This window comes from Nostoc sp. 'Lobaria pulmonaria (5183) cyanobiont' (assembly GCF_002949795.1).
Taxonomy (GTDB): Bacteria; Cyanobacteriota; Cyanobacteriia; order Cyanobacteriales; family Nostocaceae; genus Nostoc.
In genome coordinates this window covers 5210116-5232518 of sequence record NZ_CP026692.1, presented here as the reverse complement: position 1 = coordinate 5232518, position 22403 = coordinate 5210116, and the positions used below count along the sequence as shown (strand labels likewise).

18 protein-coding genes are annotated in these 22403 nt (G+C 42.3%); 7 read left to right on the top strand and 11 right to left on the bottom strand.

Annotation, left to right across the window (positions count from 1 at the left end; genetic code table 11):
- Positions 1-64: 64 nt before the first annotated feature.
- Positions 65-586: a hypothetical protein gene (locus tag NLP_RS23050; protein WP_104908385.1), complete on the top strand. Its 522-nt coding sequence runs from the start codon at positions 65-67 to the stop codon at positions 584-586.
- A 301-nt stretch (positions 587-887) separates the two neighbouring features.
- Here NLP_RS23050 and NLP_RS23045 read toward each other — a convergent pair whose 3' ends face one another.
- The 7 genes from NLP_RS23045 to pilM all read right to left on the bottom strand — a co-directional run bounded on the left by NLP_RS23045 (position 888) and on the right by pilM (position 9595).
- Positions 888-2339, bottom strand: a complete 1452-nt coding sequence (locus NLP_RS23045; protein WP_104908384.1) for a dihydrolipoyl dehydrogenase family protein — start codon at positions 2337-2339, stop codon at positions 888-890.
- 106 nt (positions 2340-2445) lie between these two features.
- Positions 2446-3549 carry a threonine-phosphate decarboxylase CobD gene (gene cobD, locus NLP_RS23040; RefSeq protein ID WP_104908383.1) on the bottom strand — a complete coding sequence of 368 codons (1104 nt, stop codon included), beginning with the start codon at positions 3547-3549 and terminating at the stop codon, positions 2446-2448.
- A 26-nt stretch (positions 3550-3575) separates the two neighbouring features.
- Entirely contained in the window at positions 3576-3860 is a 285-nt protein-coding gene (locus NLP_RS23035) for an HU family DNA-binding protein (RefSeq protein WP_010998076.1), read from the bottom strand.
- Positions 3861-4474: 614 nt separating this feature from the next.
- Positions 4475-6661: a type IV pilus secretin family protein gene (locus NLP_RS23030; RefSeq protein ID WP_104908382.1), complete on the bottom strand. Its 2187-nt coding sequence runs from the start codon at positions 6659-6661 to the stop codon at positions 4475-4477.
- Between the two features lie 285 nt (positions 6662-6946).
- Positions 6947-7711: a pilus assembly protein PilO gene (locus NLP_RS23025; RefSeq protein ID WP_104908381.1), complete on the bottom strand. Its 765-nt coding sequence runs from the start codon at positions 7709-7711 to the stop codon at positions 6947-6949.
- Positions 7708-8484: a PilN domain-containing protein gene (locus NLP_RS23020; RefSeq protein WP_104908380.1), complete on the bottom strand. Its 777-nt coding sequence runs from the start codon at positions 8482-8484 to the stop codon at positions 7708-7710. The genes NLP_RS23025 and NLP_RS23020 overlap by 4 nt, the downstream gene beginning before the upstream one ends.
- 4 nt (positions 8485-8488) lie before the next feature.
- Positions 8489-9595, bottom strand: coding sequence for a type IV pilus assembly protein PilM (pilM, locus tag NLP_RS23015; RefSeq protein ID WP_104908379.1), 1107 nt, complete (start codon positions 9593-9595; stop codon positions 8489-8491).
- A gap of 152 nt (positions 9596-9747) precedes the next feature.
- Between pilM and NLP_RS23010 the strand changes: the two genes are divergently transcribed.
- Positions 9748-11046 carry an ABC transporter substrate-binding protein gene (locus tag NLP_RS23010; protein ID WP_104908378.1) on the top strand — a complete coding sequence of 433 codons (1299 nt, stop codon included), beginning with the start codon at positions 9748-9750 and terminating at the stop codon, positions 11044-11046.
- A gap of 8 nt (positions 11047-11054) precedes the next feature.
- On the opposite strand, the gene NLP_RS23005 is transcribed toward NLP_RS23010, so the two are convergent.
- The 3 genes from NLP_RS23005 to NLP_RS22995 form a co-directional block, all read right to left on the bottom strand.
- Complete coding sequence (locus NLP_RS23005) at positions 11055-12353, bottom strand: bifunctional folylpolyglutamate synthase/dihydrofolate synthase (protein ID WP_104909989.1); 1299 nt, start codon at positions 12351-12353, stop codon at positions 11055-11057.
- A gap of 219 nt (positions 12354-12572) precedes the next feature.
- Entirely contained in the window at positions 12573-12698 is a 126-nt protein-coding gene (locus tag NLP_RS23000; RefSeq protein WP_104908377.1) for a photosystem II protein Y, read from the bottom strand.
- 173 nt (positions 12699-12871) lie between these two features.
- Complete coding sequence (locus tag NLP_RS22995) at positions 12872-13399, bottom strand: gamma carbonic anhydrase family protein (RefSeq protein ID WP_104908376.1); 528 nt, start codon at positions 13397-13399, stop codon at positions 12872-12874.
- Between the two features lie 242 nt (positions 13400-13641).
- On the opposite strand from NLP_RS22995, the gene NLP_RS22985 reads away from it, so the two are divergent.
- The 4 genes from NLP_RS22985 (at position 13642) to map (ending at position 19081) form a co-directional block, all read left to right on the top strand.
- Positions 13642-14151, top strand: a complete 510-nt coding sequence (locus tag NLP_RS22985; protein ID WP_442946672.1) for a TIGR02652 family protein — start codon at positions 13642-13644, stop codon at positions 14149-14151.
- Positions 14152-14217: 66 nt separating this feature from the next.
- Entirely contained in the window at positions 14218-14661 is a 444-nt protein-coding gene (locus tag NLP_RS22980; RefSeq protein WP_104909988.1) for a VOC family protein, read from the top strand.
- Positions 14662-14803: 142 nt separating this feature from the next.
- Positions 14804-17674: a M16 family metallopeptidase gene (locus tag NLP_RS22975; RefSeq protein WP_104908374.1), complete on the top strand. Its 2871-nt coding sequence runs from the start codon at positions 14804-14806 to the stop codon at positions 17672-17674.
- Positions 17675-18253: 579 nt separating this feature from the next.
- The gene (gene map, locus NLP_RS22965; protein ID WP_104908373.1) at positions 18254-19081 is read left to right on the top strand and encodes a type I methionyl aminopeptidase; all 828 of its coding nucleotides are present in this window, start codon (positions 18254-18256) and stop codon (positions 19079-19081) included.
- A 253-nt stretch (positions 19082-19334) separates the two neighbouring features.
- On the opposite strand, the gene NLP_RS22960 is transcribed toward map, so the two are convergent.
- A complete protein-coding gene (locus NLP_RS22960) occupies positions 19335-20789 on the bottom strand; it encodes a hypothetical protein (protein WP_104908372.1) in 1455 nt (484 codons plus the stop codon).
- 208 nt (positions 20790-20997) lie between these two features.
- Here NLP_RS22960 and NLP_RS22955 point away from each other — a divergent pair, with 208 nt between their 5' ends.
- Positions 20998-22401 (top strand): amidase, encoded by a 1404-nt coding sequence (locus tag NLP_RS22955; RefSeq protein ID WP_104908371.1) that lies wholly within the window; start codon positions 20998-21000, stop codon positions 22399-22401.
- Positions 22402-22403 lie beyond the last annotated feature (2 nt).

Here is a 22403-nt window from a genome sequence, read left to right as displayed (position 1 = left end):
ACTCATTGAATCTACCGAATGTATTCTTTTTTCAGATTATAAATTTCTGTTGATGGAGAATAAGATGATGTTGAGATTAAGTGATGCACGTAATTTTTTCATATTAATGTGCTTGTTTTTTTTCTATTCTTATGATGCCAATTCATCTAGCGCTGCTGCTCCAATAAACAACCAGCCACGATTTTCGGTTAATAAGGGATGTAATATAAGTTTCGATCCGCAAATAAGTCAGTTGACGCTTCGCGCTCCTATAACTGTAAAGGCACAATCACCAAGGGCTAGATGTATAGTTAGAATTGATACCTCTAATACTCAAAAGCAATTTAGGCTCGTGCCTTTAGCTTTAAAAGGTGTAGTAAAGAAAGCACCAGCAAGAGTAGCTATAACATCATTTTTACTTGGCGATAAACCAACACCATATCAAATAACATATGCAAGTGCTACAAATTTTGATTTGACCAATAAAATACTTCCAACTAACTATACAACTACAGGAAAAAGTGTTTTAGGCATTAATTTAGTATTAACAACAACCGGAGGAGAATTAGACTTGACAGAGCTAAAGTTTGCACTTCAACAAAAATAATAAGAGGATGTTTTAAAAGTCCCGAAAGGTATAATTTTGCTATTCAGCACGGTGTTAAGTGCGACGAAAAATTAAGGTTTTAGCCATGTACTGAGATGCTTGGCTGTGCTAACTATGAGAGCAAAAGACCCTTTTAAAACATCCTCTAAGCTCAATTTTGAGGGATGCTCCCCAATTCTGATGACGTTGTGTTTGCAATCAAGGTGCTGTCAATATTGGCAAAGGCAGCGAGAACTGCAAAGTCAGTAATAATATCAGCACCTTGTTTAAGTGATTATAGTGACAACTCCATGCATAAGTGCTAATTCCAATTGCGGCAGAAATAGAAGAAGCCTTCTAAAAACTCTTGCAAAGGAATGTTGGTATTTAACTTTTGCTTACTCCACTCTCTTGCAGTTCGTTCCAGAATTTCTGAAAAACTGGGATAGGCAGGAGATAAATTTGCTAGATGTTTGACTTTAATTTTTTGTGATATTGCTAAGGCAATCAAATTAATTAATTCGCCAGCTTCTGCCCCCAATATCGAAGCTCCCAAAATTTCGCCGTTGTATAACACAATTAATTTACACATACCAGTGGTTTCGTTCCGAAGTTGGGCTGCTGCCACTGTTTTAAAATATTGTCGCAAAACTAAAATTTTATCTCGGCTAAATAGGCGTTTTGCCTGTGTTTCTGTCAAACCCACTTGCGCCAGCATCGGCACAGAAAACATCGCCCAAGGAATGGAGCGATAATTTACTCGTAACCTGGGGAAAAAGAGTGCATTGTTTAGCGCAATTTTTGCTTCATAATTAGCGATATTGGCAAAGTCGTAACCACCAATTACATCACCACAAGCATAAATGCGGTGGTTAGTGGTTTGCAGTTTATCATTCACAACTAAACTACGCCGATGCCATTTCACACCTACTGCTGCCAGATTTAGGGATTCAAGATTTGGCTGTTGTCCAGTCGCCACTAAAATTTCATCAGTTTCAATGGCCTTATCTCCTACTTGAATCCACTTTTTATTCTCAATTAGCCTCACCTGAGTTACTGGTTTTTTGGTGAGGACGCGTACACCTTCGACTTCCAACTGCGCTTGAAGCAATATAGCTATCTCAGGGTCTAGATATGGAAGAACATAAGGATGCTTGACTACCAGCGTCACACTGGAACCAAACCTTGCTAAAGTTTGAGCAATTTCAATGCTTTGGGGAATTCCACCAATAATTACCCAATTTTTGGGTAATATGCCTCCCTGTAAAAATTGCCAAATATTAGAAAGGGTTAGATAGCCAGTGGCTTGCAATCCTTCAATCTCAGGAATTTCTGGACGCGAACCACTAGCCAGCAAATAAGTACGAGCGCGTAGTAGGCGATTATTAACGGCAAAAGCCAATTGGGGTGAAGATTGAAATTGACCACTGCCAACGATGATATCGACTCCCTGCGCGGCTAGGATAGCTGGGGAATACTGTTCTTGGAGATTTGAGGCGACGCATTGAGCATACAGCATCGCTTCTTGCCATGCCATAGATATATGGCATTCTTCTGAGGCATCAGTGTGTGTGGCATGAATACCAAAACCAGCTGCATCCTTCAACTTTTGCGCTAGTTTACCAATTTCGGTAAGAGCATGGTGATGAGTAAACCCATAGTCTACTTTGGGTTGTACCAGGGCTACTTTGGCACGTAGTTGGGTTGCAGCAAGGGCAGCGTAGTATCCAGCAAGACTGCCGCCAATAATTACAACATCGTAGTCAACGGTCACGTGAATTTAGATTAGAGTTAGGAGTTAGGAATTAAGAGTTAGGAATTAGCAGTTAAGAATTAAAACCTTTTTTAACTTATAACTCCTAACTTATAACTTATAACTCCTAACTCTCTTTTAGCGCTGTTAGTAAGCGTTGGTTATCAGACTCTTCACGTACAGCAACCCGGAAAAAGCGATCGCCTAGTTCTTTAAAACTAAGGCAATCGCGGATTAGAATCTGGTGATCCTTGAGTAATTGTTGCTGTAACTGGGAAGTAGATTCTTGGGACTCAACCAGTAAAAAGTTAGCAGCACTTGCTTGGGGTTGCAATCCTGGGATTTCATTTAAACCCTGAAACAGTTGGTTTCGTGCAGGTGGTAGCCATGCCCAGGTTTGCTGCTGAAATTCCGTATCCTGGAGTGCCGCAATTGCCGCCGCCACAGCTAGCGTGTTTACGGGCCAAGGATCGCGCCATAGCTGCCATTTAGCTAGGCAGTCAGGATGTGCGATCGCATATCCCAATCGTAGTCCTGGGAGACTGTAAAATTTGGTCAGCGATCGCAACACTACTAAATTCGGATATTCTTGCACCACCGGAATCAGGCTTTGTTCCTCATTGGGCGGCACAAAATCCATAAATGCTTCATCCACCACAACCAAAGCAAATTGCTCCAGGTAGGGCAAAATAGACTCCCGCGAAAATAGCTTTCCGGTTGGGTTGTGGGGGTTATTCAGCAATAGTCCTTTGTCCTTTGTCCTTTGTATTTTGTCAATGATCAATACTTCGGCTTCTCTACGAGACGCTACGCGAACGCTCAGTACAAGTGACCAATGACCAATGACTAATGACAAAGGACACTCCAGCACTTTAGCGTTGTACGCTGCCAAAGTTCGGTAGTAGTCGCCAAAGGCTGGAGTGATTAAAATTGTTGCGGCTAATTGAGCTAATTCTCTACCGATTAAAGTGAGTAATTCTGCGGAGCCGTTACCCGGCAGAATCCACTCAGACGGCAGTTGATGGAAGTGACTGAGAGCTAGTCTCAGTTCACTATAGTTTGGGTCTGGATAGTGCTTAAGATTACCAATTTGGGACTTAATAGCAGCGATCGCGCTATTTGGAGGCCCTAACGGGCTGATACTAGCAGAAAAATCCAGAATAGCATCAGGGGGACAGCCAGCCAGTGCTGCTGCCCAGGCTAAATTTCCCCCGTGTGCAGGTTGCCGCATTAAAAAAGGGTTCCCGAAGACAGAACCTATGCTTTTGGGGGTGCTACCTTTTCTCTAAACAGTTTTCCTGCGGAGAAGGCAGGAACCCTCGTGGCTGGAATTTCCATTTTTTCATTTGTTTTCGGGTTGCGACCTTCACGGGCTTTACGTTCCCGTGATTCAAATGAGCCAAATCCCACCAACGTTACCTTATCACCAGAGGAAACTGCTTCAATAATCGTTTCCAAAGCGGCAGTTAAGACTGCATCCGCTTGCTTCTTGGTAACACTAGCTTTTTCAGCTACGGCATCAACTAATTCACCTTTGTTCATGTCAAACTCCTGAAGGTTTACTTGAGATTTTAGTACGGATGCACATTAATACACCCGTACTAAAATCTTTGTTCGCGGAAATACAAAAATCATCCTTTGGGAGTATTTTTACTCAAAACGGCTGTACATCCCATCGGCTCGACTTTTCAATGAATCATTCTAAGGCGTTGTAGCCTGATGTGGATAGATGAAACCATTAATTTATATAGATTTCAGGATTTTTTGTAATTTTAGGGTACTTGTTTCACTAAAAACTACCCCAAAAGTAGGAAAAAATACCTAATAAATCCCGTAATTGCCAAGAAAACAGGGGAGTAGGGAGGTGGAAGATGGTCAGCATTTGTTGGGATTAATTACCGATGGTAAAGAGTTATTGCTGAGATTAACCAATTTTTATGAAAAATAATTTGTAGTATGCACTTTTGTGCTTAAAAAACTTTCTTCTACACCACAATAAAAGGCGATAAAAACTAACCTACAGCATTTTGCTGCAACGCCTCAGTCGCTTATCTGCTCTGCACAGAGAATTTTGTAAACAAGAAGATCCCCAACTTCTTAAAGAAGTTGAGGATCTAAGCCTTTGGCAAAGGTGACTCACCTACTCATTATCTTTATTACCTGCCAGGAACCTTCAACCCCCGACGCTCAAGGATTTGCCGCACTTCTGGGCTGGGGGTGTAGTTATAGCCGTAGGAGGAGTTCTCAGAGTCGTCCATAATCTGAGGTGTGAGTAACACAATCACCTCTTGACGCTGGTTCTGTCTGTTTGTACTTCTAAACAGCGAACCAATCAGAGGAAGATCACCCAAGATAGGAATCTTGGTTGCTGAAACTCGCTCTTGATCTTGAATTATGCCGCTGAGAATTAGTGTCTGGCCATCTCGCAGACGAATTGTGCCAGAAGTTAGGGAGCGTTGAGAAATTAAAATGATTTGCCCATTACCTGTATCTGCTGTACCTGCTGGAGATTTGACTTGGGGAGCAACTTGTAGAGAAACAAAACCGTTGTCATCAATTTTTTCTACTTGGACAGCAAGAATTAACCCTACAGTCTCTTTTTGTGCATTTCGCACTTCTCTAGAGCCACCAGGTGTGTCAGTTATAGTTATTGTTATATCTCCTACAACTTGCTGAGTTAGTTGGACATCAGCCGTCTGTCCTTCTTGCACAATTAAGGTTGGGTCGGTCAAAATCTTGGCATTGCCATTTGTAACCTGAGCCTGCAAACTAGCGAGAAGACGCTTGGGAAACTGGTATGGCGATGCAAGAGTGCTAGCGAGATTATTGATGATCGGTGTACTAGTCAAGCTGTTTCTCGCTTCAGTAGTAGCAGCTGGTCTAGAACCGCCAAAATTCAAAGATGCGACACCACCTTCATTAGTAAAAAAGTTATTACCAACCCCAAAGGAAAAGCTAGTGTTGAAATCATTAGCTGCCAAGAGGTTAACGTCGATAATCCTAACGTTAACTGCCACTTGACGGCGGCGGATATCAAGGGGAGTAATTTGAGCCACCGCAATGTCAACTAACCTCGGCGAACCAATTAAAGTAATAGTACTTGTTCGCTCGTCTCCTAATACTTGTAAACCTCTAAGTAGGGGAATTGAGTCAGTAAATTTAATGCGTTGAGCCGTTAGATCAGAGTCTTCAGCTGTATTTGTTTGCTTTCCCTCTACTGTACCCACTGCTTGTGTAGTGACCCTAGTTATCTTTGGTTCAGCATTAACAGCACTCTCTGCTCCTAGATTAACTAAAACCCTTAAGATTTCTTTTACTTTTGCTTGGTTAATTCTCAGGTTCCGTATCACCACATCACGAGTTGAATTAGGCAGTTTAGGCGCTACAAAAATCGTGCGTCCACTGCGGTTAGCTTCTAAACCACTCAGGCGCAAAACGTAGTTAAATACATCTTGCACTGGCTCATTTTCTATATCTAGGGATACTGTGTCATAAGTTTGCCTTTCAGTATCACCAGCACCCTGAGACGAAATTACACTAGACCCCTTACCGTCTTCTGCCTTTCCGACATAAGCCAAGTTCAAATTAGCCGCACGGGCAAGCAATGACAAAACCTCACGCACTGGCGCATCTCGCAATACTAAGCGGGGTACACGTTCCTGAGTTCCTAAGTCGATAGTGCTAGGAGAAGCATCAGCATTGGAGATGGCGATATCTCCCACAGGTGGGGCGACGGCTCGAGGTAAGAACGGTGGAGCCTGACTTAGAGGTTGACCTGGCCCAGCAGCTTGTGCAGGTTGTCCGTCAATGGTGACTTCCGGGTTGGGAACGAGAACATCTGGCTTTTGACCCGGTTGGGCTGGAGTAGTAACAGGTGGTGCAGTGGATGTTGGGGATGTTGGGGCTGTTGGCGTTGGTGCTGATGCTGTAGTGCCTGCCGATGGACTAAAGCTGAGTGTAATTCCATTTGGCGATCGCACCACCGGTTGACTGCTAGGTGTGTTGTTGCTGCCAGTTACCGTCACTCGGATGCTATTAGCATCAAGCTGATTAACCTCAACAGACGCAATTCCTGGTGCTGGGCTATCTTGACGAAAACTATTACCTTGTGGTAATCGTAATTGAGTGTTGATAACATCTGCGACTAAAGCCTTGCCTCTTTTAGTAGTGAAAACTTGGGGGCGCGACCCTGAAGAAGTTTTCAAAACAACACTAACTCCACCATTAGCTGGATTTAATTGGACACCAGTAACTTGGCTCATTTGTGCCCAAACTGGTTGAGCTGCCAAAAATGCAAAAGCGGCAGTACCTAAAATAAAACTATTACCGTGAAGCTGTTTCACAGTTCATTCCTCACCTTATAAAACCTTGTTTACAAACAATTTTGAGTAGGCGGTTAGAAACCACACGCCAATTAGCTTATGAAGGAAACCCTATTGGCGTTAGCCTCTCCTTTTTGGAGAAGACCGCGCTGGCTTGACTACACGAGACTTTACCCACCTACCCTGCGAGAACGCCAAGGGCGAACGTGAGTTTCAAAACCCTCAATTTTCAAATCCTTAGTCTGCGGGAAAGCTTTATCTACGCTTGTGTAGCCGCTAATTCTATTCGTCCTAGCTCTAATTTGACTACTTTTTCGGAGCAGCTTTAGCTGCTGCGGTTATTTCTTCTGGACTAAGTGGCATCAATACCTGTAACTGGAATGATGTATTAATCGCTGCTGGGCCTACCTGCATCGGCGTTTTATCTAATGGGGATCTTGTCTCTGCTGGAGCCAAGGTTGCTTGATAATCTTTAACTATTAACAAAGGCTGCAACCGCTCAATGTTACGAATTATCGATTGTGTTTGTTCATAAGTTGCTGTAATCTCGGCATTGATACTACTGCGTTGCAGCTTGCCGTTAACCTGTTCTCCCAGACTTCCATCGGTAATCGGTTCTGGTTTTTGGGAAATCGGCACAAATTTATTCAGTTTGGCTCTGACTGCATTAATAGAAGTTCCAGTATTGCCAGACTCAATTAAGCGGTTCAAATCCAATAGCAATGTATCTAAGGTTTTTTCGTTAGCAAATAAACTTAAAACCTGAACTTTTTGCTGCTTTGCCTGTGCTAGTTCGTCTTTAACTTTGTCAATCTGTTTGATATTGGCTTTTTTTTGCTCAATTTGCGCTTGCAGTTCAGAGCTTTTGGCTTGCTGCTGCTGATAGCTTTCCCAAGCTGGCATCAGCAGGTTTAAAAATATATAAGCTGCTCCCGCCAAACCAACTACCCCCACCAAGATCCCAATAATTTTTGGTGTGAAGGCAATACCAAATACCACAGGTGCGGCTGGCGTTGCCGGATCGAATTCCCCACCTTGTTCGGCAAAATTTAAATCATCACTCAGCGTCATTTTGAAATGACTCCTGTTTGTTGCATATTACGAATTCGAGTTACTAACCCCACTGTGCCTTTTTTTTCCAACTCTCGAATTAATTCCGACGCTGGAACGTCGTTCATGCTCGATTGAATAGTGTATTTAACTACTTGAGGAGGCTTAATTATTACATCATTAGAAGATTGACCTGCACCTGGTGTTAAGGGAGCATCTACTAATGTTGCTGTCAGAATTCTGGTTTCTGTGGGCTTTAAAAACTGAGACTGTTGTAAACTCAATAAGAAATCATTGACATCATTAAAAGAACGAGCCAATCCGTTAATTTCTAATCCTCCTGCGGGGTTATTTGGTGGCTGACCTGCCGCTACCGCTACAGGTGGGATTTGCTTGATGTTCTCGATTTGCACTGCCGTTGGGATGCGATCGCGCAAATCTTGCAGCATTGCTGACCAAGGACGAATCTGGTCAAATACAGTTACTAAAGCTTGGGTTTCCCCTTTAATTGCGTTTGTCTCGGCTTTGATATTGTTAATATTTCCTATTTCTGTATCTAACCTCTTGCTTTCTTGGTCTAGTTGTGCTATTTGACCATCTAATTCAACAATCTTCCCTTGCAGGAACCACCAACCAACTCCCAATAAAGCCGGAAGACCTACACCTACTGCAACTCCGACATACAGTAGTGTCAAATCCCCAGTAGGAAATTTTAGGGCTATTCCCTTGTTTCTCTCAGGCCTGTCCTTGTATGCTGGGCGGTCTTTAAGAAAGTTAACATCTAGGCTGTACATTTTGTTACACCTCCCGCATTCCTAGACCGAGTACAATCGCCAGACCAGAGCGTTGTACCTGTGGATATTTATCAGTGTCAACTTCCAAAGATAAAGACCCGATTGGATCTATTTGGGTAGTTGGCAAACTCAATCGTTGAGTAAAAAATTCATCTAACTGTTGAAGTCCACCTCCTGGCCCAGCTAATAAAATCTGCGCTACCTCCAAATTTTCACTTTGATTCAGGTAAAAATCGATGGAACGGCGCAGTTCATCCGTTAATTCTCCCAAGACTCTCAATATGGCAGCCATGCTAGGATCGAGTTCGGTAACGCCAGTTTTACCGCCGTCTATGGGAGTTGCAGGAATAACCATTCCGTGTAACAGTTCCATATCTCGTGATGTAGGTAAGCTCATTGCCCTTGCTAAGGCAGTTTGCATTTGATAAGTCCCGATTGGGACTGTGCGCGAAAATTGCGGTACTCCGTTAACGATGATGGCGATTTCTGTACTATCGAACTCGATATCAACTAGTACTGCTGCTTCTTGCGGCCCAAATTGTCGCAGTTGTTCACGAATAGTCCGAATTAGAGCAAAACTGTTAATTTCTAAAACATCAATTTGTAATCCTGCTTGCTCGAAGGTACTTATATAGGTATCCGTTATCTCCTTGCGGGTGGCAACTAGGAGTACGTGTACTTTTTCAATGCCATCTTCATCTACAAAATACCCAAGTTTCTGATAATCTACATCAGCCTCTTCACGAGGATAGGGTAAATACAAACCTGCTTCATGGTTCAGCACCATTTCTCGCAGTTCTTTATCATCTAATTCTGCTGGCACTGGTATAATCCGAACGATAGAATCTCGTCCTGGGACACCAGTAGCAACGCGAGAAGTTTTGATTTTGCTCTCAGCTAGCGCCTGCTGGATTAATTGCGCCATTGCTGGAGGGTCGCTGATTTGACCATCGATAACTATCCCTTCTGGAACTGCTACCGATGTATAGATTTCTAGTTTCAAGCCTTGACCCTGCTTGCGTAGCTGAACAACATTTACCCGTTCGGGAGCAAGTTCAATGCCTACCCCTTTTTTCGATTTGCCAAACAGACTATTGAAGCTTTTTACCACAGTTGTGCCCGCTGGACTGCTAAATTGAAAATTTAAATTTGTTGCAGTAAAGGCGTTATATATTACGTCTTTACGGGTAATTTATTTAGCCGATAATCTCAACAATTCTGTCTAAGCTTTTCACACCGATCAAGCGTAAAAATACTGGGAAAATGATTCAATTGCGAAAATCTAAACAACTTGTTGCTTTGGTACTGCTTGGCTTATTAACCAGTTGGATTGTAAGTTGCAGTACAGGTAATGTTAATACAAGTACAAAACAAGCTACTTCAGGAGCGGGAACTGTTGAGTTTTGGACAATGCAACTCCAACCTCAATTTACCGACTACTTCAAAAGCCTAATTGCGAATTTTGAATCGCAAAATCCAAGTATAAAGATTAACTGGGTTGATGTACCTTGGGCGGCAATGGAGAACAAAATATTAACAGCTGTCTCCGCAAAAACGCCACCTGATGTAGTTAACTTGAATCCGGGTTTTGCTTCCCAACTTGCCGGACGAAATGCCTGGTTAGATTTAGATGCAAAAGTCCCAAATGATGTACGTTCCTCCTATCTGCCGAATATCTGGGAATCTTGTACGCTTAATGGTAAGAGTTTTGGGATTCCCTGGTATCTCACCACACGGTTAACCATTTATAACACTGATTTATTAAAACAGGCAGGTATCAATAAAGTCCCTGCAACCTACGCAGAATTAGCACAAACTGCGCAACAAATTAAAGACAAGACGGGAAAATATGCCTTTTTTGTAACTTTCGTACCGCAAGATTCCGGTGAAGTGCTGGAATCTTTTGTGCAAATGGGAGTTACCCTAATAGATGCTGAGGGGAAAGCGGCGTTTAATTCAGCACAAGGGAAAGCTGCGTTTCAGTATTGGGTAGACTTGTATAAAAAAGGGTTACTTCCTAAAGAGGCTTTAACCCAAGGACATCGCCACGCGATCGATTTATACCAATCTGGAGAGACGGCGTTTCTAGCTTCTGGGCCAGAGTTCCTGAAAACGATCGCTAATAATGCCCCAAAAATTGCTCAAGCTTCGGGAATAGCACCTCAACTCACTGGTGATACAGGTAAGAAAAACGTTGCGGTGATGAACATAGTTATTCCCCGCGATAGCAAACAACCAGATGGCGCTGTGAAATTTGCTTTATTTGTTACTAATGACGAAAATCAGTTAGCCTTTGCTAAAGCTGCAAATGTCCTACCTTCTACAATCAAAGCATTGTCTGATAGTTACTTTAAAGATGTTCCAGCTAATGCTTCAACAATAGAAAAGGCGCGAGTTATGAGCGCTCAAGAACTGCCAAAGGCAGAAATCTTAACCCCTACCTTGAAGGATTTCAACAAACTGCAAAAGGCTGTTTACGAAAACTTGCAAGCAGCAATGTTAGGCGAGAAGACTGTAGATAAAGCTGTAGAAGATGCGGCGCAAGAATGGAATCAAAGATAAATTCGTAATTATGATTTACGAATTATATCGGTGGTTGCTAAAAAATCGCCGACTAAATAAAGGGAACCACACAAAACGATTAAATCTTTTGTGGTAGCGGTTAAAGTTGCGGCTGCTAGTGCTGTGAATAAATCTGGATGAATTTGGCGATCGCTTAATTGGGGACAGAGGCTGTAAGCTAGGTTTGATAAGTAGTCTAAGTCAGCAGAAGTTCTACCGGGCCAAGGTTCTACTGGTATTGGCACTAAATAAAGGCGATCGCCTGGTCGCAGCAGAGCGGTAAAAATATCAGTATGATCCTTATCGGCAAACATTCCCATAACCCAATTGACGGGCTTGGGGTTAACTGCGTCTAAGCTATCGACATACTGGCGAAGAACTTCGGCGGCGGCAGTATTATGAGCGCCATCAAGTAATAATTTATGGTTGTTCCAAGTAGTCGATTGCATCCGCCCCGGCCATTTAGTTTTGGCTATGCCGTTAATTATGGCTTCTTCTGAAATCTGCCAACCCTGTTGTTGGAGAATTTCTAAAGCAGCTAAAGCCAAAGCTGAATTAGTTAACTGAATTTGTCCCGCTAACGGCAAAGGGTATTTAATTAATTTAGAATTTTGAATATTTTGATATTCTGCCCACCCTGTAGTGATTTCACGGGCGGATTGAGGTGTAAAAAGTGGGCATTGTAATTCTAAAGCACGCGATCGCACCACTTGGTCTGCCTCTAGTGGTAATGGCCCAACCACAACGGGACATCCAGGTTTGAGAATACCTGCTTTTTCTCTAGCAATATCAGCGATGGTAGGGCCAAGTTGCTGCCAGTGTTCCCGGCTAATGGAAGTAATGAGCGTAACCAAAGGTTCTAAGCAGACATTAGTAGCATCTAAGCGCCCTCCTAGTCCGACTTCTACCACAGCCACATCAACTTGCTGCTGGGCAAAATATAACCAAGTGGCAGCTGTAATTACTTCAAACTGAGTTGCTGATTCGTCATCAGGGCGAATAACCGCTTGGACTTTTTCTAATAATTGGCTCAATTCTTCAGAGGAAATTTGCTGTTCATTCAGACAAATACGTTCTGTCCAATCAACTAAATGGGGGGAAGTGTAGCGTCCTGTACGATAACCAGCCTCAGTGAGTACTGAGGAAAGATAGGCACAAACTGAACCTTTGCCATTAGTGCCAGCAATATGAATTACTGGGACTTGGTGATGAGGATTGCCAAGATTTGCCAATAAATTGACAATGCGATCAAGTCCCAGATGGACGCCAAAGCGTTGCAGCGGTTGTATTACAGAATCGATATCCAAGGAAGTGGAGGGGGGATAAGGGAGCAGGGGAGCAGGGGAGCAGGGAAGCAGGGGAGCAGGGGAGCAGGGGAGAAGTTGCAGTGAGTTTTTCCCCTCTGCCTCTGTGCTCCTGTGCACCTCTGCCTCTTATGCCTCATGTCCCATTAATCGATATGAACAAAACCGACTGCCTCTGTGAAGAGAAACAGTCGGTTAAATAATGATGATATTGAGCCTAATTTAGGCTTCCCGATCAAAAAAGCCTTGAATTTGTCTTAAAGCCGCAGCGCCAATATTAAACACTGCCCAGCTGGCGGCAATGGCAATTGGTGCTAAAACGATCGCTATACGGAAATCGATATCCATATCTAGAACCCCTTTTTTAATTAGAAATTAAAGTTTTGTCAACTGCTCTCATTTTTATTTTTAGCTGAAGTGGGCAATTTTTCCAATTAGATATGTAAAGAATGTTTAAATTATGGGGCATTGGGCATTTCCCTCCTGTTCCTCTGCTCCCCTATCTCCCCACTTCCCACTCCCTAAGCCTTGCTAAAACCAATATCAGTACCCTTACCAGCATGAACTAAAGCTAACTTTTGGTAACGTTTAGCGTGTTCAATCAGTTCTGCGGCTTCAACGTCTGTTAGTTGGCGTAATACTTTACCAGGAATACCGACAACTAGCGACAAAGGCGGTACATTTTTAGTTACCACTGCGCCAGCACCAATAATGGTACCAGTGCCCACTCGTACTCCATCTAAAACCACTGCGCCAATGCCAATCAAACTTCCACGCTCAATGTAGGCAGAATGTACTACAGCGCGATGCCCTACGGTAACATGATCTTCTAAGATTGTTGGAAAACCAGCATCACAATGTAAAATTGCACCATCCTGAATATTTGTGCATTTGCCAATTTCAATCCGTTCTACATCTCCCCTAACCACTGCTCCATACCAAATGCTCACTTCTGCTGCTATATTTACCGAACCGATAACAACAGCATTGGCTGCAATGAACGCAGCTTGAGAAAAATCAGGAGATGTCCAGTAAGAAGCGGTAGACACGATAGAATATAAATATGGTACCCAGGAACACTGGAGAAACTCCAACCTTTGAGGCTGGTTGCACAACCAGGATATCACAGCGTCAAGCCTCTACGCTGAGGAAAACACTAGTGAACAATGTTCCTGCCGCAACACCGTCTCTATGCAGCAGCGAGCAAGTAACCCAAAGTGGTTGAGCCGAAGTGTATAATCCAACCCACTAGTGCTAGTGAAGACAAAATTATGTTTGTACGCACTTCATGATGAATCCAGGTTTGCAGTACCCGATGTTTGGGCCGGAAATACAGTGTCCCCATTGTCGCCAGACTATTCCGGCGTTGACACTAACAGATACCTATTTGTGTTCTCGTCATGGCGCGTTTGAAGCTAATCCTAAAAATGGAGAGTTAATCCATTTGCAATCGGGGCGTCATTGGCGGAGGTGGAATAATGAATGGTATAGACAACATACTCATCCTGATGGTATTCGCTTTGAAATTCACGAAGCATTAGATAAGCTCTATAACCAAGGCTTTCGAGCAACACGAGTGATTATTGCTCGACGCTATCAGGAATTGATGAGTAGCTACTTGGAACGCAGCACCCCTTGGCGTTCTGAACAACCAGAAGCTACTGCTGCGCGATTGTACGGTTTACCTGTGGAGTTTAGCCCCGATACTTCAGATGATGCCTGTTGGGAAGTAATTAATTTTGACTTGGAAAAAGAGCCTGGTGTCCCTGTACGCTACCCTTATTTCAGGTTGTTTGAATAATGGTCATTGGTCATTGGTCATTGGTCATTTGACAAATGACTAATGACAACTGACAAAGGACAAATTATGCACCACGCTTCTATTCGGACTGCGAATATTCATCGAGCGATCGCTTTCTACGAACTTTTAGGGTTTACAATCTCAGAACGCTTTACTACAGGCTACACCCTAGCCTGCTGGATGGAAGGATTGGGCGGCAGAATTGAACTGATCCAAATTCCCGAACCAAAACCAGCCCCAGATGCGTTTGCTGACGAACATTATGTGGGATATTATCATCTCTCGTTCGATTTAACTGAAATTACATCAGATTTACCTAGCTGGTTGACAAATTTACAAGAACGTGCATTTATAGCTGCTGAGAGCCAAACCGAAGGATTAGAACCGTTGAAGGTGCTTTTAGAACCGACACAACAGCAAATAGGCGATCGCATTTACGAAGTGGCTTTCATCGCCGATACGGATGGCTTACCTCTGGAATTCATTCGGGTTTTAGCAAAACTCCCATAATTTAGCTTTTTTATGACCTTTACTGCTAATATATTGTTTTTCTGTATTGTTACCGAAGTCACAGATTTTTTTGCCAGATTAAAGTGTAGTCACTCTCCAAAATAACTATGTAACTTAATTTACAGATATATCTGCTAAATACATGTATGGATTTTCCAAATTTTATTCCAAATTTTATAAATATCCCTTGCCGTTATTACTTTTAAGTTTATGGCTAGTAGCTGTTTTTTTGTTGAGCGATCGACCGGCTCATAGCCAACATCCAGTTATATCTAACAAAGAAAAATATCAGTCAACCTTGCTAGCAAAAAGAATAATGCCCTCAACACTGACAGAAAATGTCCGCAAGACAGTGCTAGAGAATGGTCTAACTGTCCTGACAAAGGAAGTGCATACTGCGCCAGTGGTGACGGTGCAGGTGTGGTACAAGGTTGGCTCACGCAACGAAGAACCGGGTGTGAATGGCATTGCCCACCAGTTGGAACACATGATGTTTAAAGGTACTTTAAATCGTCCAATTCAATTTGGACGTTTGTTTGGTGCTTTGGGTAGTGATTCCAATGCTTTTACTAGTTATGACCAAACTGCATATTACAGTACTGTGGAACGAAACAAGCTGAAAGCGCTCTTGGTGCTGGAAGCAGACAGAATGCGAAATTCTCAGATTGAGCCGGAGCAATTAGCGAGTGAAAAGCGGGTAGTAATTTCGGAGTTGCAGGGTTACGAAAATAGTCCAGAATATCGCCTGAACCGCGCCGTCATGCAGGCGGTGTTTCCCAATCATGCTTACGGGTTGCCTGTAGGTGGCACCAAAGCTGATGTCGAAAAATTTGAAGTTGAGCAGGTAGAAAAATATTACCGTAATTTTTACAGTCCCGATAATGCCGTCTTAGTGATTGTTGGAGATTTTCAAACTGCAAACACCCTCGAAACAATTAAAGAAGTATTTGGCAAATTACCGAGGCAGGAGGCAGGGGGCAGGGGGCAGGAGGCAGGAGTTATTTCTCCATCACTTAGCACTCAGCACGGGCTAAACGCCCCGCTACCGCTAACAGCACTCAGCACTCCCATAGTATTGCGAGAACCGGGAGCAGGGCAGCTGTTACAAGTTGTGTATCCGCTACCGGATGCAAATCAACCGGATGTCCCGGCGCTGGATGTAATGGATTACATTTTGACAGAAGGACGGAATTCTAGACTTTATCAGGCATTGGTGGAATCAGGTTTAGCTAGTGAAGTTACAGCATCCGTCACCAGTTTGCGAGAATCTGGTTGGTATGAAGTGTTGGTAACGGCTGGTTCTAAACAAGATTTGAAAAAAATTGACTTAATGTTGAGTAGCGCGATCGCCAATGTAGCAGAAAAAGGTGTGACATCTGAGGAAGTAGAACGAGCCAAAACTCAATTAACAGCAGATGTAATTTTGAGTAACCGTGATATCACCTCTCAAGCAATGCGGTTGGGTACTGATGAGACAACTGTTGGTGATTATAGCTACACAGACCGCTATTTGGCTGCTGTCCGTCTAGTGAAGTCGGCTGATGTCGTTGCTGTGATTAACAAATACCTGACAAAAGAAGCGCGGACAGTTGGCTTTTTTGAACCAACTCAGAAGCGGATAACAGAGGTTGCTGACAAACCAGACTCAGCCCAAACTACAGAAAACTTCTCTCCTGGCGCACCCGTACTTTTTTCTGAGGTGATAAAGTACTTACCGCCTGTGGATTTGGCTACAGATGCGATTGCCCAAGTCTTACCTGATGAATTTAAATTTACCAACGGACTGCGGATATTACTGTTACCCGATCGGAGTACTCCCACCGTAACCTTGAGCGGTTATATTCAAGCTGGGACAGAATTCGATCTAGAGAATAAAGCTGGATTAGCTGCTTTTGTGGCAGATAATTTGCTCAATGGCACTAATAGCAAGGATGTCTTTACTATTGCTAAAGTCTTAGGAGAACGAGGGGCAAGTCTAGACTTTCAAGCCTACCGTGAAGGTGTGCATATCGAAGGTGATAGTTTAGCAGAGGATTTGCCGATACTCCTAGAGATATTGGCAGATGTTGTAAAAAATAGTAACTTTCCAGTCAAAGAGTTGGAATTGCATCGCCAACAAACTTTAACCGAACTGCAACTGGAATTAGATGAGCCATCAGAAGTAGCCAGAAGAGTATTTGTTCAGTCAATTTATCCGAAAAAACATCCCTTACATACTTTTCCCACAGACGAAAGTTTACAGCAGATTCAGCGCCAGGATGTGATTGATTTCAAAGCTAAACATTATCGTCCAGATACAACAGTGCTAGCGCTGGTGGGAGATTTTGATCTAGACAAAGTGCGATCGCTGATTAAAAATAAGTTTGGCGATTGGGAAGTTAACGGAAAAGCACCCACATTAAAATATCCCACGGTGGCAATGCCGGAGAAAATCGTTAGTGTCAACCCAGTTTTACCAGATAAAACCCAAGCTGTAACTTATATGGGTTACACAGGCATTAACCGTTACGATCCTCGATTTCATGCAGCCTTAGTATTGAACCAGATTTTGGGAGGCGATACCTTATCTAGTAGACTAGGTGCAGAAGTGCGCGATCGCCAAGGTTTGAGCTATGGAATTTATAGCTCCTTCCAAGCTCTTAAGAATGTAGGGACATTTTTGATTGAGATGCAGACTAGTCCTGAAGATAGCAGTAAAGCGATCGCTAGCACCTGTCAAATACTACAGCAAATCCATCAACAAGGTGTAACTGTACTAGAAGTAGAAACAGCTAAACGCACTCTCATCAGCAATTACAACGTTTCCCTGGCAAACCCAGAGGAATTAACAGATAGAATTCTGATGAATGAAGTCTACGGGCTAGATAAAGTAGAATTGCACTCCTTCACTGATAAAATCCAGAAAGTCACCCTTACCCAAGTGAATCAAGCGGCTCGTGAGTTACTCCACTCAGATAAAATCGTAGTCGTTACTGCTGGACCATCTGTGTCAGCAGAGAAAAGCATTAGGTAGAGATGGGCACTAAGCATGGATAATATAAAGAATGGGTAAAGTCGTTTTTCCCGCTATCTATAAATTGTTCCTGCTCATCAGTATTGCCTTTTGAAAACTAGTGATGAAAATTTATCACCATTTTTACGAAATTGTAATTAAATCTTTTACTTTCCCAACTCCTATTTAGGTAAAAATATGACGGCAGAGCTAAGTGATATTAGCGCTGCTCCTAGCTCTAATATTTCATTGCTGCTACTCCAGCAATCGCGGCGAATGTGTCTGGCGATTTGCTCAAGCAACCAGCTAGATAAATTACAGTTAGCTTAGGTAATTCGGCTAACGAACTAAAATCCCTCATTTTAGACAAAACTGTACTAACTCCCATAGTGTATGGTGAAAAATAACTTAGGGCGTTTTTGATTCAAGTCCAACATATTAGGAGTATGCAAATATGTTATTCTATATACATTAGCGCCCAAAATAGAAGAATCCCTATCAGCGATTAAAATAACTTAAATTATAGATATTATTTCTCAAGTAATCTAGAGAAAGCATTGATAGTTCAGCGGCAGAGCCACCAGTAATTATTAATTTCTTATGAACATTTTCAGTAACTTACTTCCTCAAACAACTCAGCCTGCAACATCGAAAAAACAGCGCCGAGGAATTGAAATTAAATCACCGCGTGAAATTGAAATCATGCGGCAATCAGCCATAATTGTGGCCACTGTCCTCAAAGAAATTTCCGAGCTAGTAAAGCCAGGAATGACAACAGCTGATTTGGATGCTTATGCAGAAAAGCGCATCCGCGAAATGGGTGCAACACCAAGTTTTAAAGGATATCACGGTTTTCCAGGTTCTATTTGCTCCAGCATTAACAATGAAGCAGTACATGGCATTCCTAGCCCCAAGAAAGTTATCCGCGTCGGGGATGTATTAAAAGTAGATACGGGCGCTTATTATCAAGGCTTTCATGGTGATTCTTGTATTTCAATTGCTGTCGGTGAAGTGACGCAAGAAGCTGCTAAATTAATTCGTGTAGCAGAAGAAGCTTTATATAAAGGCATTGAGCAAGTTAAGGCTGGTGTATACCTACTTGACTTAGCTGGAGCAATTGAAGATCATGTGAAATCTAACGGCTTTAGTATAGTCGAAGAATTCACTGGACACGGTGTCGGCCGTAACCTACATGAAGAACCTTCAGTATTTAACTATCGTACCCGCGAGATGCCAAATGTTAAACTTCGGGCGGGGATGACGCTGGCAATTGAGCCAATTTTAAATGCGGGTTCCAGACACACACGGACATTATCTGACCGTTGGACAGCAGTCACTATGGATAATTCTTTGTCAGCTCAGTTTGAGCATACAGTTTTGGTAACGGAGACTGGTTATGAGATTTTGACTGACCGTTCTAAGGTGTAATTGTTAGTTGTAATTATCTATTGTTAAGAGGTGAAGCGTCGAAAGAGGGCGATTTACCTCTTTATTTTTTAAAGCATAGGCGCTTCGCATTCCTGTAATGTAGGTTCGCGGAGATAAGCAGAGAGAATATTAATACCAATGGAGATTCAAATCCTATCTTATCCGGCTTATGGAGTTAGGTAAAATTATGCTGGAGGAAGCAATCTATCACGGATAAGGTAAGAGTAATCCTATCTAATTTTTCACAAATGATTTAAAACTGCTGACTAGTAGCTGCATAATTAATTTTATAAATAGTAAGCATCTCTTTAGCTTGTACAGAGACAGATGTACTTTCTGGAATAGCTTCTAATAAATTAATGGCTTGCTGCCATTTATCTTTTGCTTGCTGCCGACTTAGTTGTGAATGAGGTAAATTTTGAACAAAGAAATTAGCTTCTGCTGCAAGCTTTTGGGCTGATTCTAAGTTTTCTAAGGCTTTCTTTTCAATTAACGCTCTTTGACTAATAAATTTATAGTTAATTTGATAGTAAGCCAATTTCTTTTTTGCCCGGTCATAAACTGATGTCTCATGAGGAATAGTATCTAACAAGTCTATTGCCTGATACCATTTAGTTTCTGCTTGTTGCCAGACTTTTAAAGGATGTGGTGGCTTTTGAACCAGAGAAGCAGCTTCCATACCAAGTTTTTGAGCAGATTTAAACTTAGCATAAGCACTTTTTTCTTGAGTTAAACTTAGATTTTGTTCTCTAATTTTCCAACCACCAAAAGTTAAGAGTAATAAACTTGAGGCTATAATCAAAGCTAAACTTACTATTTTTGGTGTAGAAAACTTCGGTACTATTTCTACTTCTTGACCATTAATTGTTTCTTCACTACTTTCCTGTTCAATTTTTTTTAGGGCTTGTTCTCCCTGTTGGTTTAAAGTGTCACATTGCACAATCAAAGTAGCAATTTGTTCTTGGAAAAAATCACAATCATTGAGAATATCTGTCAATTCTTGAAACTTTTCCTCACTCGATATGATTAATTCGTGGTCATCATCTAACCACTCTAAAGCGAAACCAGATTTACCATAAAAAGCTGATACACCTAATAAAATATTTAATAAACTGCGACTATTTTTAATAGTGTTAAAAATATGATTTAATTTTTGTTGTAACTGTAATAGTTGTTTTTGATAATCACTAACTTTTTGAAGTTGATGTGTTAATAGATTATATTTGTAAAAATCTAAGTTAATTTTTAATTTTTCATTAAGTATTTCAAGTTCATTGGATATGCTTAGATGACTAATATCAGAGTTTAGTTGATTTACTAATTGAATATCACTGAGAATATCAGCCGCTATTGCTTGCAAAAAATAACCCCATTCAATCCAAGAATCAATTTTTAATTGTAAATCAGTCAATGAAATTTTCGTTTCTGAGTTACCAAATTTTTCTGCTATGACTGGATCTACTAATCCTACACTAGGTATAAATAAAGTAGTTCCTGTGATTAATCGAGGAAGTGTAGCGATCGCGGAATTTTTAACGCTCTCAAATCTCAATTCCTGAGCGATTAATTTTTTTATATTCCGTAGCTGTTCTTGAGCATTATTGATCGGGATAATTTGTTGCATGATTTCATTAGAATCGCCAATAGTCAGTTTTAAACTCTGAATCAGTCTTGGCAATTCACTAACAAGTATTTCTAGGTTAGCCATAAATACCCTTTAGGGATTTGTCGAAAGTTTATGCGAAACAATTAAAATGGCTTGAGTAAGAACATAAGCACGCCTATTCCATCTGAGCATCCTAAATGAGTCACAAATCTCAGGAGCTATAAAATGTATAGTTCCCCGAAATCCTGCTAAAGTAACAATTTCAGTTTAAAAATCCCAGAGAAAGACAAAATTATCCATTCACTAACCTATGAATGAAGTTGATTTAGCATTTACCCCAGCACTAGAGTTGGCGCAATTGATTCGTCGTCGGGAAATATCACCGCTAGAGTTGGTAGAAATATATTTAGAACGGATTGGGCAATTAAATCCCCAATTAGGAAGTTATTTTACGGTGACGGCAGAATTAGCGATCGCAGATGCCAAAGCCAAAACAGAATTATTGACAACTACCTCAGAACTACCGCCATTTTTTGGCGTGCCGATTTCCATTAAAGACCTCAATGCTGTAGCAGGTGTTACCTGTACTTATGGAAATCCAGCATTACTGAACAATATCCCTAACTATGATGATGGCGTTGTAACGCGGATTAAGCAAGCTGGATTTACTATTCTTGGTAAAACAGCGACTTCCGAATTAGGTTCATTTCCATACAGCGAACCTATGGGTTTTCCCCCAGCCAGAAATCCGTGGAATTTAGAATACACCCCTGGCGGTTCCAGTGGTGGCGCAGCGGCCGCAGTAGCAGCGGGATTGTGTGCGATCGCTCAAGGTTCTGATGGCGGTGGTTCGATTCGGGGACCTGCGGCTTGTTGTGGTTTGGTAGGAATTAAGCCATCTAGAGGCAGGGTAAGTAAAGCACCCGTAGGCGAACGCCTCGCTGGAATTGCCGTCAACGGGCCAATCGCCCGCACTGTAGCTGATGCTGCTGCCCTTTTGGATGCCATCTCTGGGTACATGACAGGCGATCCTTACTGGTTGCCAGATCCCGAACCATCATTTCTCGCTGCCACTCAGACAAAACTTGGTGCTTTGCGAATTGCCTTTGACACTAGCATTTCTCCTTTGGGAGAAGCTGACGCGAACTGTCAGCAAGGTGTCCGCCAAACAGTCCAGTTATTAGAACAACTCGGCCATCACGTTGAACAAAAATCTCCAGATTTTAGTGGTTTAGTTGAACCATTTCAAATCGTTTGGCAAGCTGGGGTAGCTGCATCAGGACTTCCTGTTGAAGCCTTGCAACCATTGAATCGCTGGTTATTTGCACGTACAGGTTCTGTTGCCCAGTATTTGCAAGCAGTTTCCCAAATGCAGGTAGTGGCACGTCAAATTGTGGCGTTTTTCGATACCGTTGATGTGCTGGTATTGCCAGTTTATTTACATTCACCCATCCGCATTGGGGAATGGGCTTCACTGAGTCTAGAAGAGACATTCCAAAATATTATTGAGTGGGTTGCCCCTTGTCCACCTGCGAATGCAACTGGACAACCTGCGATCGCAATTCCTGTGGGCTTTGACAGTAAGGGTTTACCCATGAGCGTGCAGCTAATTGGTAAACCTGCCGCTGAAGCCACAATCATCAGCCTAGCAGCACAATTAGAAGCGGCTAACCCTTGGATTGATCATCGTCCAGCTTGGGCAATATCGGGCTAATC